At 59.8% G+C, this 13,947-nt stretch carries 13 protein-coding genes; 2 read left to right on the top strand and 11 right to left on the bottom strand.

What is annotated here, in order from left to right; all coding sequences use genetic code 11:
- From BT199_RS12095 to BT199_RS12070, 6 genes are all read right to left on the bottom strand, one after another.
- Window positions 1–1,314: an HlyD family type I secretion periplasmic adaptor subunit gene (locus BT199_RS12095; RefSeq protein WP_014718407.1), complete on the bottom strand. Its 1,314-nt coding sequence runs from the start codon at window positions 1,312–1,314 to the stop codon at window positions 1–3.
- A complete protein-coding gene (locus BT199_RS12090; RefSeq protein WP_014718406.1) occupies window positions 1,311–3,062 on the bottom strand; it encodes a type I secretion system permease/ATPase in 1,752 nt (583 codons plus the stop codon). The genes BT199_RS12095 and BT199_RS12090 overlap by 4 nt, the downstream gene beginning before the upstream one ends.
- A 100-nt stretch (window positions 3,063–3,162) precedes the next feature.
- A complete protein-coding gene (locus BT199_RS12085; RefSeq protein ID WP_014718405.1) occupies window positions 3,163–3,531 on the bottom strand; it encodes an AprI/Inh family metalloprotease inhibitor in 369 nt (122 codons plus the stop codon).
- A 48-nt stretch (window positions 3,532–3,579) separates the two neighbouring features.
- A complete protein-coding gene (locus BT199_RS12080; protein ID WP_014718404.1) occupies window positions 3,580–5,013 on the bottom strand; it encodes a serralysin family metalloprotease in 1,434 nt (477 codons plus the stop codon).
- 369 nt (window positions 5,014–5,382) lie between these two features.
- A complete protein-coding gene (locus BT199_RS12075) occupies window positions 5,383–6,486 on the bottom strand; it encodes a DmpA family aminopeptidase (RefSeq protein ID WP_072434549.1) in 1,104 nt (367 codons plus the stop codon).
- A gap of 9 nt (window positions 6,487–6,495) precedes the next feature.
- The gene (locus BT199_RS12070) at window positions 6,496–7,860 is read right to left on the bottom strand and encodes an APC family permease (protein ID WP_014718402.1); all 1,365 of its coding nucleotides are present in this window, start codon (window positions 7,858–7,860) and stop codon (window positions 6,496–6,498) included.
- Between the two features lie 199 nt (window positions 7,861–8,059).
- Between BT199_RS12070 and BT199_RS12065 the strand changes: the two genes are divergently transcribed.
- Entirely contained in the window at window positions 8,060–8,845 is a 786-nt protein-coding gene (locus tag BT199_RS12065) for a helix-turn-helix transcriptional regulator (protein ID WP_014718401.1), read from the top strand.
- A 2-nt stretch (window positions 8,846–8,847) separates the two neighbouring features.
- Here BT199_RS12065 and BT199_RS12060 read toward each other — a convergent pair whose 3' ends face one another.
- From BT199_RS12060 to BT199_RS12040, 5 genes are all read right to left on the bottom strand, one after another.
- Window positions 8,848–9,315, bottom strand: coding sequence for a M10 family metallopeptidase C-terminal domain-containing protein (locus BT199_RS12060; protein ID WP_014718400.1), 468 nt, complete (start codon window positions 9,313–9,315; stop codon window positions 8,848–8,850).
- Between the two features lie 189 nt (window positions 9,316–9,504).
- On the bottom strand, window positions 9,505–10,584 hold the full coding sequence (locus BT199_RS12055; protein WP_014718399.1) for a polyamine ABC transporter substrate-binding protein: 1,080 nt from the start codon (window positions 10,582–10,584) through the stop codon (window positions 9,505–9,507).
- A gap of 60 nt (window positions 10,585–10,644) precedes the next feature.
- Window positions 10,645–10,986, bottom strand: a complete 342-nt coding sequence (locus tag BT199_RS12050; RefSeq protein ID WP_014718398.1) for a cupin domain-containing protein — start codon at window positions 10,984–10,986, stop codon at window positions 10,645–10,647.
- Window positions 10,987–11,012: 26 nt separating this feature from the next.
- Window positions 11,013–12,419, bottom strand: coding sequence for an NAD(P)/FAD-dependent oxidoreductase (locus BT199_RS12045; protein ID WP_072434548.1), 1,407 nt, complete (start codon window positions 12,417–12,419; stop codon window positions 11,013–11,015).
- 49 nt (window positions 12,420–12,468) lie between these two features.
- On the bottom strand, window positions 12,469–13,278 hold the full coding sequence (locus tag BT199_RS12040) for a helix-turn-helix transcriptional regulator (RefSeq protein ID WP_014718396.1): 810 nt from the start codon (window positions 13,276–13,278) through the stop codon (window positions 12,469–12,471).
- Between the two features lie 257 nt (window positions 13,279–13,535).
- On the opposite strand from BT199_RS12040, the gene BT199_RS12035 reads away from it, so the two are divergent.
- Complete coding sequence (locus BT199_RS12035; protein WP_014718395.1) at window positions 13,536–13,808, top strand: DUF1652 domain-containing protein; 273 nt, start codon at window positions 13,536–13,538, stop codon at window positions 13,806–13,808.
- Window positions 13,809–13,947: the final 139 nt, after the last annotated feature.

Raw genomic sequence — 13,947 nt, 5'->3', positions numbered from 1 at the left:
TCATTCCTCAGTCAACGCAGAGCCGGCGCGGTCCAGCAGCGGCTTGAACAGATAGTTGAGCAGCGAACGCTCGCCGGTGCGCACGAACATCTCGGCGGGCATGCCGGGCTTGATCACCAGGCCGTTGAGTTTTTCCATCGCCGCCTCGCTGACGCTGGTGCGCAGCACGTAGTACGGCGCACCGGTCTTTTCATCGAGCATCTGGTCGGCGGAGATCAGGCTGACTTCGCCCGGCACCCGTGGCGTGCGGCTTTGGTTGAAGGCGGTGAAGAGGATGTCGACAGGCAAGTGTGTGCCGACCTTGTCCACCAAATGCACCGGCAGGTGCCCTTCCACTTCCAGGCGTGTGCCCTGGGGCACGATCTCCAACAGGGTTTCACCGGCACGCACCACGGCGCCTTCGGTGTGCACGCTGAGGTTGACCGCGATGCCATCGGCCGGCGCGTTGATCTCGCTGTGTTGCAGGTTGAAGCCGGCGGAGGTCAGTTGCTGTTCAAGGGTCAGGCTGCGCAGTTGCGCGTCGGCCAATTGGCTGCGCACCTCTTTTTGATATTCCTCGCTGTGCTGCTGCAATTTGAGCCGCGACTCAACAATGCCCTGCTCTATCCGGCCGCTTTCACCGGCGTTTTGCGCCAGGTCCTGCTGCACCTGGGATAACTGGCGCTGGTAGTCCATCAGGCGGTTGCGCGGGATGTAGCCGTTGTCGGCCAAGGGTTGCAGGTTGCTCAGTTGCGCGCGCAGAGATTGGGCCTGGGCGGTCAAGTCACTGCGGGCACGGCGCATACCACTTAGCTGAGAGTTGGCGCCCTCGATGCTGGCGCGGATCCCGGCTTGTTCACGGGCAAACGCGTCGCGACGGCTGCTGAACAGTTGGCGCTGACCTTCTAGCACCAGCATCAAGGCCGGATCGGGGTTGGCACTCAGTTCTGCAGGAAAGGTGATGCTGGAGAGGTTGTCACGCTCGCTCTGCCAGCGCGCCACGCTGGCCCAGGCCATGCGGTACTGGGCTTGCAGCGATTGCACATCGGCCTGGTTCTGGGTCTGGTCGAGACGAAACAGCGGCTGGCCTTGCTTGACCAACTCGCCCTCTTTCACCAGGATGCGGCTGACCACGCCGGGGCTGAAGGTTTGTACCGCCTTGCGCTTGCCGGACACCACCACGGTGCCTTGGACCGGAATGCCTTGGTCCAACGGTGCGAGGCTGGCCCAGAGGAAAAACCCGCCGGCACCGACGATGGTCATCACCCAGCCCATTTTTACGAAAAAGCCGGCATCGCGTTCTTTGATTTGAGGTTCAACGGTAAGGCTGCTCATGCGCCTGGATTCCTTCCGGCCTGGTAGTGACGGCTGAAGCTGACACCGGTTTTTTCTTTCGGCGCTTCCTGCTGCCCGGACAACGCCCGCAGCACCTCCTGACTGGGCCCGAACGCTTGCAGTTGGCCTTCGCCGAGCACTAGCAACTTATCGGCCTGGGCCAATGCCGAGGAACGATGGGTGACCAGCACCACGCTGCTGCCCTGGGCTTTCATCTGCATGATGGCGCTGGCCAATGCGGCTTCGCCGACGGTGTCGAGGTTGGAGTTGGGTTCGTCCAGCACGATCAGGCGCGGCCCGCCGTACAGGGCGCGGGCCAGGGCCACGCGTTGTTTCTGGCCGCCGGACAAGCCACCGCCGTTGTCGCCCAGCACGGTGTCGTAGCCTTGGGGCAGACGCAGGATCAGTTCATGCACGCCGGCCTGTTGCGCGGCCTTGACCACCAGTTCCGGGTCGGCTTCGCGAAAGCGCGCGATGTTGTCGGCGATGCTGCCACTGAACAGCTCGATGTCCTGGGGCAAATAGCCGATATGCGGGCCGAGGTCGTCGCGGTTCCAGCGGTGAATATCCGCGCCGTCCAGGCGTACGGTACCGGCCAGGGTTGGCCACACGCCCACCAGCACGCGAGCCAGGGTGGACTTACCGGAACCGGACGCGCCGAGCACGCCCAGCACTTCACCGGCGGCCAGGTTAAAGCTGACCTGATGCAGGGTCGCCATGCGCCGCCCCGGCGGGCCGGCGCTGACCTGCTCGAAACTGACTTGGCCGTTGGGCGCAGGCAAGGCCATGTGCTCGACCTCTGGCGGGAATTCGCGCAGCAGTTCGTCGAGGCGCTGATAGGCCAGCTTGGCCGAACTCCATTGCTTCCACACTGCAATCAGTTGGTCGATGGGGCTGAGTACGCGGCCCATCAAGATGGAGCCTGCGATCATCATGCCGGCGGTCATGTCGCCCTTGATCACCAGGTAGGCGCCCAGGCCCAGCACCAAGGATTGCAGGCACAGGCGCAAGGATTTGCTTAAGGAGGTGATGATCGAACCGGTGTCGCTGGCCTGGTTCTGCAAGCCCAGGAACTGCGAATGCACGCCAAACCAGCGTTGGCGCAGCGCACCGAGCATGCCCATGGCCTGAATGGTTTCGGCGTTGTGCAAATGGCTGGTGGCCAGTTGGGTGGACTGCTGCGAATAACCGCTGGCCTCGCCCAATGGCTTTTTGGTCAGGTATTCGTTAAGGCACGCCAGGCCAATCAACAGCACCGCGCCGGCCGTGGCCAGCACGCCGAGCCACACATTGAACAGGAAAATCACGAACAGGTAGATCGGGAACCAGGGCGCATCGAAAAACGCGAACAGCGCTGGCCCCGTGATGAATTGGCGCAGAGCGGTCAGGTCGCCCAAGGATTGCCCGGCGTGCCCTTGGCCGCGCTGCAGGTTGCGTTCGAACGCGGCTTTGTACACGCGCAAGTTGAAACGTCGCTCCAACTGGCTGCCAATGCGGATCACGATAAAGCTGCGCACCACTTCCAGCAGGCCGATAAACGCAAAGAAGCCCACGACCATCAGCGTCAACATCACCAGGGTGGTTTCATTCTGGGAGGACAACACCCGGTCATACACTTGCAGCATGTAAATCGAGGGCACCAGCATTAATAGGTTAATCAATGCCGTGAAACAGCCAACGCTGATCAAAATACTCTTGTATTCACCCAACGCCCTGAATAAGGGCGCCACCCCATGGGACTTCGCCATATTAATTGTTTTTCCTTGCAGCGAATTACGCAAAAGGGTCACCCCTACCAAGTAGGGTACGGCCGCCTAACAAATCGAGTTATATGCTTATAACTTTTAATTAAAGTTTTCGTTGCAGCCTTACAACTTCGCCCGCTTTAGTGCGGGCTTGATAGTCGCCCTCTTTCTGGCGATTCAAATGGGTGATCCCTGAGCCTTCAGCGTTAAACAGCCAAATACCATCCGGGGTGGGCGACCACGTCAGCGGCTTGTCGCCCAGCCATTGCTCGGCACAGGCGATATCGCCCTCCAGGGCGTTGGCTTGCTCCACTAACTTGAGCGCGCACACCTGATCCTGCTGCTTCAGCTCCCACTGCCCGGCAAGCTGCGCGGAGGTGGGTAATACAAGACTGCTAGCCATTGCGTGGGCTCCTGCCGACACGAACAACACCTGCACAACACAGGCGATCAAATGGGAAAAACGTGGCATATCCAACTCCGGCCTGGAGCGCGGCGCCGAAGCACCGCGCGCTTTACATCAGGCTACGATGTCACTGGCAGCCGCCTGGCCAACGGTGGTGACGAGGAAATCCGCCACGCCGTGCCCGGAGAAGTCCACCGCCAAGGTGCCCAGGTTGGTACCTGAGGCATAGGTCAGTACAGCATCGCCGGCATGCCCGGTAAAGGCGTTGACGAAGGTCACGCCCGCACCCTTGGTGATACCGGACAGGTCGATCTTGTCCGAACCGGAGGTGAAGTCGAAGATCTTGTCCGCAGCCCCTGGCCTGGAGTCGGAACTGGCACCGTACACGAAAGTGTCGCTGCCAGTGCCGCCCCACAGCTGGTCCGCACCGCCGCCGCCGTAGATGAGGTCGTTGCCGGCCCCGCCCTTGATGGTGTTGGCGACTTGGTTACCAATGATCAGGTCGTTGCCCGAACCGCCGAACGCGTTCTCGATGGTGACGCCCTTGGCGATGGATACGTTGCCCACCAGGCCGCCCACATCAGAGAACGAGGTGGCAGTGAGGTTGATCTTCTGGTTCTGGGTAAAACCGGAGAAGTCCAGGGTGTCGTTGCCGCCACCGTCCCATACCGAGAACACCAGCTTGTCGGCATTGGAACTGGCGCTGAGGAAATCACGCCCGGTGTTGGAGTTGAACCCGTAGGTGGTGTCCGTGGCGCGGGTGCTGAGGTTGGCACCGTAGAGCTTCTGGATCGCGGCGATGTCGTCGATCAGCGGGCCGGAAGCGTAAGCCTCGACACCGCCTTTGCTGAAGTTCTGGTTGGTGTTGCTCTCGCTCCAGTAACTCATGAGGCTATAGCCACGCGTGTCCTGTCCATAGGTGGCGTCGTTATAGGTCGGGTTGCCGTTCCCGGCGTTGTAGTCGCCAGGGTGAGCCAGGCCCAGGGTGTGGCCGATTTCGTGGGTCAGGGTCTGCCGGCCATAGTTGTTCAGGTCCGGGGTCTTGTTCGGCGTGTAGCTGTTGTTGGTCAGGTACCACGAGGTGCCATCGTAGCCCGCACCGGTGCCGGGCAGGTAAGCGAAGGCCGCGGCGCCGTCCTGGCCGCTGCTGTAGTTGCCGAAGGTCATGTGGCCGTCACCGCCGGAAGCCTTTTCAGTAAAGGTCACGTTGGCGACATCCGCCCAGGATTGCATGGCCAGTGCGGCCTGTGCTTTCTGCTGGGTGTTGAATTGGCTGAACCCCGAGATGCCATGTTTGTTCATGGTGCTCTGGGTAGCCGAGGTGAGGAAGGTGTAGGTCAGATCGATCTTGCCGTTGCCATCAAAGTCCCGGTACGCAGCACCATCCCGCAGCAGCTGGGTCGCTGCCTGGTCTACGGTGTAGGACGGTTTGCCATTGACCGTGAGGTTGCCGCCACGGTCATACAAATGGCTGAAGCTATCGATTTGCGAGTAAGCAGTGCTGGCTTGCGCGGCAGATACAATAGCTTTGTCTTTTACTTTTGACATAAACGTACTTCCTTGTTTGCAAGTGCATCAGTCTTTGTTCGATAGGAACCTCGCGGGCGAGGATAGTCCTATCACTCACCTCTTTTGAAGGCGTAAGAAAACTGACACAACTTGAAATCTTTCGTCTACATCTATTTCCATCGCACACTTGTGACGCAGGTTCAAGTTGAAGAAGTCGCACGCAGTGTTTGTTGGGGGCCGTTGCGTTTGTGTGGCCAAATCAGCGCACACCACTATTTAAATATTAAATACAAGTAAAGCCACTCTAAGTGAGCGGCCCACTTGATTAATGGATCCAATATATTGTCACGGTGTCATTAGCAACATTAAAGAGCCACTATTCGCACTATTAAAGTGCACTGTCCCCCATTACCGGGACATACTCCAGCCACACAGTTGCAGGGCTGCCAAGAGGGTTTCGCCAGCCAGGCCCGGCACCGTGACACCGTCTTGGGTGGTCATGTCTTCACCTGCCAGAATGGCATTGATGATCGCCTCCTCCACCGCCTCTGCCGCCGCGCTGAACAGCGGCGAAATATGGTCGTTGTTGACCATCTGCAAGCCGGTGCTGAGCGGCAGGTCCTTGCGCCCATAGTCGGCCGGCGGCAAATCACGGTTACCGGTGGCAAACGCCAGGAACAGGTCGCCGCTGGAATCCTCGGTACCGCCGCCGGTGCGCGCAATGCCAATGGACGCGCGCTGTGCCAGGCGCTGGCATTGGTGCGGCAGCAAGGGGGCGTCCGTGGCGATGATCACCACGATGGAGCCCATGCCGGGAGTGCCACGCTCGGCAAAGGGCGAAGCAATGTCCATCAAATGACGGCCCACCGGGTAGCCATCGACCCGCAGCTCCTGGCGCTTGCCATGGTTGGCCTGCACCAGTACGCCCACGGTCCAGCCGCCCTGCTCCGTTGGCAAGCGCCGTGACGCAGTGCCGATGCCGCCCTTGAATTCGTGACAAATCATGCCGGTGCCACCGCCTATCGCGCCTTCCTGCACCGGGCCGCTTTCAGCCTGGTCCAGGGCCTGGCGCACATGCTCAGGACGAACATGCTGGCCCCAGATGTCGTTGAGCAGGCCGTCATAAGTTTCCATGACCACCGGCATGCACCAGTACACCGCCGGGTCCGCCATACGCTCGCGCTCCAGGGCGATCAGGCTGTCGCGCACCACCCCGATACTGTGGGTGTTGGTAATGGCCATCGGCGTGGTCAGCAGCCCCGCCTCGCTGATCCATTCAAGCCCCGTGGCGTCGCCATTGCCGTTGAGCACGTGATAGCCGGCAAAACACGGTTGATGTCGCGCTTCCCCGGCACGCGGCTGGATCAGCGTAACGCCGGTGCGCACCTGCTTGCCGTCGACCTGTGCCTTGAGCGTGGCATGGCCGACGCGAACCCCGGGAACATCGGTGATGGCATTCAATTCGCCGGGCATGCCCAGCCCCAACGTGATGCCCAATTGACGTGCACGCATACCCACTCCTTACAATTTCTGAAACGCCGGACTCAACCGGCCACTGATGCAATACAAAATCACCGACAGGGCCAGCAAGCCGATGATGATCATGATGTCGCGTACCGAGGCCTCAAGAATCAAGGTGACCAGCAGGTAACCGGCACCGAGCACCGCCAGCAATGCCGGCAGCGGCCATAACGGCATGCGATAGGGATGCTCGCGATCACGCAGCAGCACCCGGCTCATCAGGGCGCTCAGCGCCACCACCAGGTACACCAGCATGATCAGCAGAACGCTGAACGAGGTCAGGTCGGCCAGGTTGGAGCTGAAGCTCAACAGCGCCGAAGGGATCGCCAGAAACAGCGTCGCCAGCCACGGTGAGTCCCAGCGCGGGTGAATACGCGTGAACAGCTTGTTGATGCCAGGCGTCCACAACGCATCGCGGCCGCTGCTGAACACCACCCGGCCAATCTGGATCACGATGGCAACGATGGCGTTGAACACCGACAGGAAGATCCCGGCGCTCACCAACCGCGACAGGGTTTCATTGCCATGGCTGGTCAACAGGTAGCCGATCGGGTCGGGGCTGCTGATCATCTCGCTCAGGGACGGCGCGCCGATCAACAGCGCGGTGATCGGCACCAACTCAATCACCACCACCAACCCCAACGACCAGAGCACCGCCTTGTGCACGCCCTTGCCGCCGCACTTCATGTCTTCGGCCAGCAACACCGCCGGGCCGTAGCCGTTGAACGAGAACAGGCCGATGCCGACGGCGCCGATCACCAACGCCCAGGGCGCCAGGTGCAACACGCCGTTTTCGACGATTTGCGGCTGCAGCAACACACTGGCCGGCTGCACCGGATTACCGAAGCCGATCACCACAATCACCAGTAACGCCGCCACTTCCAATAGCAGGCAGGTGCCGGTGATCCAGGCGTTGAGCTTGATATTGAGGATGCCCAGGGCGTAGCTGCATACCACGATCACCAGGGCGACAGTTTGCGCGTCGAATGTCGTGCCCAGAGCGTTATTCAGATAAGTCGCCGCACCGGTCGCCAATACCGGCGGAATAAACAGCAACATCACCAGAACCGTCAGGAAGGTGGCGTAACCGGCCATGCCACCAAACACGCGCTTGGCATACACGTACTCGCCACCGGCGCTGTTATGGGCGCGGCCGAGCTCGGCGTAACAGAAGGCAAACATCAACGCGAGCAACGCCGCCATCACAAACGCCAGGAACACGCCACTGCCCGCCTGCTGGATGGCAAACGGGGCGATCACGAAGACGGAACTGGCCGGCGTTACCGCTGAAACGGTAATGGCCACTACATCGAAGACGCTCAGGGTGGGCTTGAGCACGCCATCGGGCGCGGGGGAAGCACTCATATCGTTATCCTCTGTCGTTGTTTTTGGTGTGAGGCAGAAACGAAACATGATTTTTCCTCGGGATATGCTTCCCGTTGGACAGTGACGACGTTATCGGCTGGCGGGGCTGTCGGCCAATTCCCCTATTGGCGTACTCCCCTTGACGGTGCCCCCCAGAAGCCTAACCCTTGGCCGATCATTTGAGGGTGGGGATGTTGAGATGAACCTGTTCCGGGAAATCGGTATGCACGCGGGGTTGGGCCGCACCCTGTCTCAGATCGGCACCGAACGGTTCTGGAAGCAATTGGTGCTGTTATTGCACCAATGCCTGCCCTTCGATAATGCCCTGGCGATTTTCTATCCGCTGGATGGCCCGCCCCAGGCCCTGGAAGAGTACGACGCCCAGCCCAGCAGCAAGCCGGCGTCGATGCTGGTGTACCTCAACGGCTTGTACCTGCTCGACCCGTTTTACCAGGCCTGCCGGGAAAACTACGCCAGCGGCGTATACCGCCTGGAGGAAGTGGCGCCGGACCATTTTCGCCAGAGTGAGTACTTCCTCAATTATTTCCATGACAATGTGCTGGAAGACGAAGTGCAATTGATCCTGCAATTGCCAGGCGCCGGCACCCTGTCGTTGTCACTGGGCATGCAACGGCGCTTCAGCTTTGAAGAAACCGGGCTGTTGACCACGCTGTCGGCCTGGGTGTTGCCGCTCATGCAGCAGCATTGGCAGCAAAGCACCGAGCGGGCACCGGCCATGGACAGCCAGATTCGCGATGCCCTGAGTCATTTCGGCAGCGGTGTACTGTCGGACCGCGAACTGGAAATCGCCCGGCTGGTGTTGCGGGGCTTCTCCTCCAAGGCCATGGCCGAACGCCTGAAGATCTCGCCGGACACCGTCAAGGTGCACCGCAGGCATTTGTACGCCAAGCTGGACATTTCGTCGCAACCCGAGTTGTTTTCGTTATTCATTCAGTCGTTGGGGCATGACTTGGAGAACCCATAGGCTTAGTCCGAATGAAAGAAATTAATATGCTGCGGCAAAAGATTTACGCCATCAACGCGTATAGAAAAGTTTGGCCCTTCAGGGTTGACCTTGATAGTCAAAGTGCTCACGCCAAACTCATGAGTCAGTTGCACATCCCCCACTTCCACGGGCGGGCCTGGCTGAATATTAATAGCTGAGATGTTGTGGTCTTTTAATACCCCGGCCACATCGATTTCATCCTCCTTGGGGTTGAAATTCAACAGGGTGTCAGGGTCATCGCTAAGGGAGTCGGTACTTTTTTCATATTTGAATGTGTTTTCACCCTGGCGCCCCACCAGCTGGTCGCCACCGCCACCGCCGATGAGGACCGAGGGCTCGCCACGCCTGGCTTCGAGGCGCTCACGCTGGTCTGTGCCGCGTAAGGTGGGCGGGCTGTTTTCCGGTTGGGTCCACGTGCCGCCAGTGGGAAGGCTTTGTATGGAAGACATATAAGTCACCTGTCAGATCATGAGTGTATGTGAAAGTGTTACGCGTTGCGGATTGAAATCTCTCACGCAGGCAATAACACTTTCCACTCCAAATAATTGACATCACATGTCTTAACTATGACGTGATTATTTATTCCACCCAGTACCGATGACTTATCGGCCTTCCTGGTGGCGCTGTTTTCCTGTTATTTAACGCCCCGTACGAATGGTATTCCAAACCCGAGTACGCACCCGGTCGATGTTCAACGGCATGGCTTGCAGTGCAAATAACTTGCCCATCATTTCCGCGCTGGGATACACCTTGGTATCGGCCTTGATCGCCGGGTCTACCAGGCTGTCGGCCGCCGCGTTGCCGTTAGCGTAATGCACGTAGTTGGTGATACTCGCCATCACGTCCGGGCGCAGCAGGTAGTTCATGAACGCATAGCCGGCTTTGTCATTCGGTGCGTCGACAGGCATGGCGACCATGTCGAACCAGATTGCCGCGCCTTCCTTGGGAATGTTGTAGCCGATATTCACGCCGTTTTTGGCTTCTTTGGCGCGGCTTTCGGCCTGCAGGATGTCGCCGGAGAAACCGACGGCGACACAGATGTCACCATTGGCCAGATCGGCGGTGTATTTCGAGGAATGGAAATACGCCACGTAAGGTCGCACTTTCATCAGCAAGGCCTCGGCCTTCTTGTAGTCTTCGGCTTTTTTGCTGTGGTGCGGCAAGCCCAGGTAATTCAGCGCGGCTGGCAGCAGTTCGGGGCCGTTGTCGAGAATGGCGACGCCGCATTTTTGCAGCTTGGCCATGTTTTCCGGTTTGAAGATCAAGTCCCAGGAATCCACCGGGGCGTTGTCGCCGAGTACCGCCTTGACCTTGTCGATGTTGTAGCCGATACCGGTGCTGCCCCACAGGTACGGGAAACCGTGGGCATTGCCGGGGTCGTTGTCTTCCAGGGCCTTGAGCAGCACGGGGTTGAGATTTTTCCAGTTGGGCAACTGGCTCCTGTCGAGTTTTTTCAGGGCGCCGCCCTGGATCTGTCGCGCCATGAAATGGTTGGAGGGGAACACCACGTCATAGCCCGATTTACCGGTCATCAGCTTGCCGTCGAGGGTTTCGTTGCTGTCGTACACGTCATAGGTGAAACCGATGCCAGTGTCTTTCTGGAAATTCCTGGTGGTGTCCGGCGCGATGTAGTCCGACCAGTTATAGATCTTCACGGTCTCGGCGGCCTGGCTGATAGAGGCCACCAACATCAAGGGCAACAGGGCAATGGCTTTCATGGTTCGATTTCCTGGCGGTTTTAGGGCTGTTTTTATGGCAGGCGATCAAGGATCAAAGCGTTACAGAATCAGGACATAGGTCTTGCGCACGGTTTCCTGGATATCCCAGATACCGGTGCTATTGGCTGGCAACATCAGTGCGTCACCGGCTTGTATGTGCAGGGTTTCCCCATTGTCGGGCGTGAAGGTGCAGCGCCCTTGGATGAAATGGCAAAACTCCTGGGACGTGATCTGCCGACGCCAGCGCCCCGGGGTGCAGGCCCAGATGCCGGTCTCGACGCCATCGTTGCGCTCCACGCTCAAGGTGGAGGCCACGGCGATGGGCTCGCCCAGGGGCACCGCCACCGGTGATGAATCTGGTAGTGGGGTGTTCAGCGTGTCTTTGAATTGCATGATGCTCATGGGTTTTCCCCTGTGGGTGGAACGAGTCAGTGCATGAAGCCTTCCATGAAACCGGCAACGCCAGTTGCCAGCTTGCGGCGCCAGGGCGCAGTGTTGGGGTTGGCCAAGACCTGGTCTTCATGGACAAAACTACGAATGATCGCGTTGTAACCCAGCCAGCGGCACGGCTCTGGCTCCCAGGCCTTGAGTGCTTTGAGGCCGCCTTCGCGAATCACCCAGGGTTGTTGGGTCAGCAAGGTGTCGCGGCCGAGGATCAAATCGGCCAGGGTGCGGCCGCCGAGGTGGGTGGCGCCCACGCCCTCCCCGCCATAGCCGCCGGACAGTGCGATGCCCGTGGCGTGGTCACAGAGCATGTGCGGACGAAAACGGCGCGACATGCCGAGGTTGCCGCCCCAGGAATGGGTAATCCTGGCCTTTTTCAGCTGTGGGAAGAGTTCGCCAAACAGGTAGCGACGCAACTCCACTTCGCTGTCGGTCAGGTCGAAGTTGTGCCGCAACTTGCCGGCAAATTGATAGCCACCACGGGCGCCGAAGACCAGACGATTGTCGGCCGTACGCTGGCCGTAGGTGACCTGTCGGCTGCTCTCGCCAAAGGCCTGACCCTGACTGAGCCCGATGTCTGCCCAGGTGCTGGCCGGCAGCGGTTCGGTGGCGACGATCAAGCTCTGCACCGGTAACTGGTAGCGGCCCAATGGGGGCAAGGTATTGGCGTAACCCTCGACAGCAGGCACCACCCAGGCGGCGCGCACGCTGGCCTTGGCGGTGCGCAGGCCGCCGGACTGCCAATGGGTCACGGGGCTGTTTTCGTAAATGATCACGCCCAGGTTCTCAACCGCCCGCGCCAGGCCACGCACCAGCTTTGCCGGGTTGATCGTCGCGACGTGGGGGGCATAGATGCCGCCATAAGGCTTGGCAATGCGGACCTGCTCGGCCAATTGCTGCGGGCTGAGCCAGCGGTAGTCGTCTTCGGTGAGGCCCTGGGCGTACAGCTTGTCCAGATAGCGGCGCAGGCTGACTTCCTGCTCGGGGTAGCGTGCGGCGCAATACAAGGCGCCGCCTTTGCGGTAGTCGCAGTCAATGCCTTCGCGGGCCAGCACCTGGGCCACTTCATCAGGGATACCGTGCAGCAGGTCAAACGAAGCGCGCCGGTGCTGAGGGGCAAGCTCAGCCAGCAGTCGGTCTTCCCCCAAGAGGTTGCCCATCAACCAGCCACCATTGCGACCGGATGCGCCAAACCCAGCAGTCTGTGCCTCGATGATCGCGATTTTCAGCTCGGGGGCCTGGCGCTTCAGGTAATAGGCGGTCCACAGGCCGGTGTAGCCGGCGCCGATAATCGCCACATTGACGTCCAGGTCGTGCTCCAGCGATGGACGCGCTAACAGCGGGTCGTCCAACTGGTCCATCCATAAACTGATATTGCGCCATGCCGGCATGCCAGCTTCCCCTACCTCGGTTCGATAGGGCCGATCCTAGAGTGCAGTGTCAGGGGCTGTCTTGCGCGCGTGCACGCAGGGAAATTTGTTTGAGGTACGCCTTGGGCGATTGCCCGGTGTGCTGGCGAAAAGCGCTGTAAAACGCCGAGAGTGAATTGAAACCGGCCGCAAAGGCCAACTCATCAACTTTGACCGGCGCGGTGGCGTGGTCCAGCGCGGCCAGTAAATGCTGGAGTCGCGCCTGGTTGACGTAGCGATAGAAGCTCTGCCCCAGCACTTGGTTCAGCAGGTAGGACATCTGGTTGCGACTGTAGCCACAGGCCTTGGCGACCCGCTGCAGATCCAGCTCCGGGTCCAGATACGGCTGCTGACGCTCAAAATATTGTTGCAGGTCATTGGCCATATAACCCAACTGCTGGGGCGACAGGCCCAGGCGGCTGACCGTAGGGCGCAGGGCCTGGGCGGGTTGCTCGTGCACCAAGGACGCATATTCATTCACCCGCCAGATCAACCCGTCGCGCACCGTAATGGCCTCACTGGTACGAAACGACACCAGGCCCTGGCCGCCACGCAACGTGATGCGGTACTGGATAAACGCCGTATCGCCATCGGCGCGGATGCGGTCAGTGTGTTCAATGGCCTCATCCGCCTCACGGGGCATGCTGGCTTGCAAGTACTCGCGCAACTCGGCATAGCCCACCACACGGTTCTGGAAAAAATCGTGGTACTGGATCTCGGGATGGTAGTAAGCCATCACCCCGTCCAGATCGCGATGACGCCAGCACAGGTGATGGCGCAGCACCAACTGGCCGGTAGCGTGGGAATTCTGACACTCATCGTCTGGGGCGATGTCGGGCATATTGGGCTCTACGACGGGAGAAAATATTTGAGAGTGCCGAAGTTTACCCGCCCCTTCAATGGTCAAATCGAGCGCCTGACTAATGGCCTTTTGCCTATTCCTCTGTAGGACATGATCTATATCAAAACCAGGCGAAAGAACCGCCGAACGGGCGCAAAAAAGTCACCTTGCAGTTGCGAACGAATGCTATTTTTAAGCCCTAGATGTCATGACCAGCGAAGGTCCTGGCCCCTGCCGCGAGCTAAAGGAAGCGCTCAATGAACAAGGTGGGCAACATGAACAAAGTGACATTTCCCAACGCCTGCCAGCTGATGCGCTGGCATTTTCACCCCATGGGCTTCGAGGGCAGCATGGACGCCCCCGGCAGCATGATCGCCCGCCTGTTCGACCGGGCCAGCGGCGAGACGTTGATCGCTATCGCGGGGATTCCGTGCGCTACGGTGATGAACGCGGCTGATGTGGAGCGCATCATCGAGGCCGTGGAGGATGAATTGGAGAGTTTCGTGCCGCCGGTTTCGTTGCGGGCGTGAGGCGGGGCTAACCGCCCCACTCTGACGGTAACCACGATGCGAAGCGAGTCGCTCTTGATCTGCTTTTGATCTCAGGCGCCTCGTTCCAACTGTGTCGCCTGTCAGGCCGCCGTCGCGAGCAAGCCCGCTCTCACAGTTG

Origin of the sequence: Pseudomonas sp. NFR02, from assembly GCF_900119375.1 — a bacterium.
GTDB lineage: Bacteria > Pseudomonadota > Gammaproteobacteria > Pseudomonadales > Pseudomonadaceae > Aquipseudomonas > Aquipseudomonas paracarnis.
The sequence above is the reverse complement of the archived record's forward strand: the minus strand, read 5'-3'. Positions and strand labels throughout refer to the sequence as shown.

What these genes read in the sequence shown, in the direction of transcription:
- BT199_RS12095 (WP_014718407.1), bottom strand. Translation starts at nt 1,314, where the DNA reads ATGAGCAGCCTTACCGTTGAACCTCAAATCAAAGAACGCGATGCCGGC.
- BT199_RS12090 (WP_014718406.1), bottom strand. Translation starts at nt 3,062, where the DNA reads ATGGCGAAGTCCCATGGGGTGGCGCCCTTATTCAGGGCGTTGGGTGAA.
- BT199_RS12085 (WP_014718405.1), bottom strand. Translation starts at nt 3,531, where the DNA reads ATGCCACGTTTTTCCCATTTGATCGCCTGTGTTGTGCAGGTGTTGTTC.
- BT199_RS12080 (WP_014718404.1), bottom strand. Translation starts at nt 5,013, where the DNA reads ATGTCAAAAGTAAAAGACAAAGCTATTGTATCTGCCGCGCAAGCCAGC.
- BT199_RS12075 (WP_072434549.1), bottom strand. Translation starts at nt 6,486, where the DNA reads ATGCGTGCACGTCAATTGGGCATCACGTTGGGGCTGGGCATGCCCGGC.
- BT199_RS12070 (WP_014718402.1), bottom strand. Translation starts at nt 7,860, where the DNA reads ATGAGTGCTTCCCCCGCGCCCGATGGCGTGCTCAAGCCCACCCTGAGC.
- BT199_RS12065 (WP_014718401.1), top strand. Translation starts at nt 8,060, where the DNA reads ATGAACCTGTTCCGGGAAATCGGTATGCACGCGGGGTTGGGCCGCACC.
- BT199_RS12060 (WP_014718400.1), bottom strand. Translation starts at nt 9,315, where the DNA reads ATGTCTTCCATACAAAGCCTTCCCACTGGCGGCACGTGGACCCAACCG.
- BT199_RS12055 (WP_014718399.1), bottom strand. Translation starts at nt 10,584, where the DNA reads ATGAAAGCCATTGCCCTGTTGCCCTTGATGTTGGTGGCCTCTATCAGC.
- BT199_RS12050 (WP_014718398.1), bottom strand. Translation starts at nt 10,986, where the DNA reads ATGAGCATCATGCAATTCAAAGACACGCTGAACACCCCACTACCAGAT.
- BT199_RS12045 (WP_072434548.1), bottom strand. Translation starts at nt 12,419, where the DNA reads ATGCCGGCATGGCGCAATATCAGTTTATGGATGGACCAGTTGGACGAC.
- BT199_RS12040 (WP_014718396.1), bottom strand. Translation starts at nt 13,278, where the DNA reads ATGCCCGACATCGCCCCAGACGATGAGTGTCAGAATTCCCACGCTACC.
- BT199_RS12035 (WP_014718395.1), top strand. Translation starts at nt 13,536, where the DNA reads ATGAACAAGGTGGGCAACATGAACAAAGTGACATTTCCCAACGCCTGC.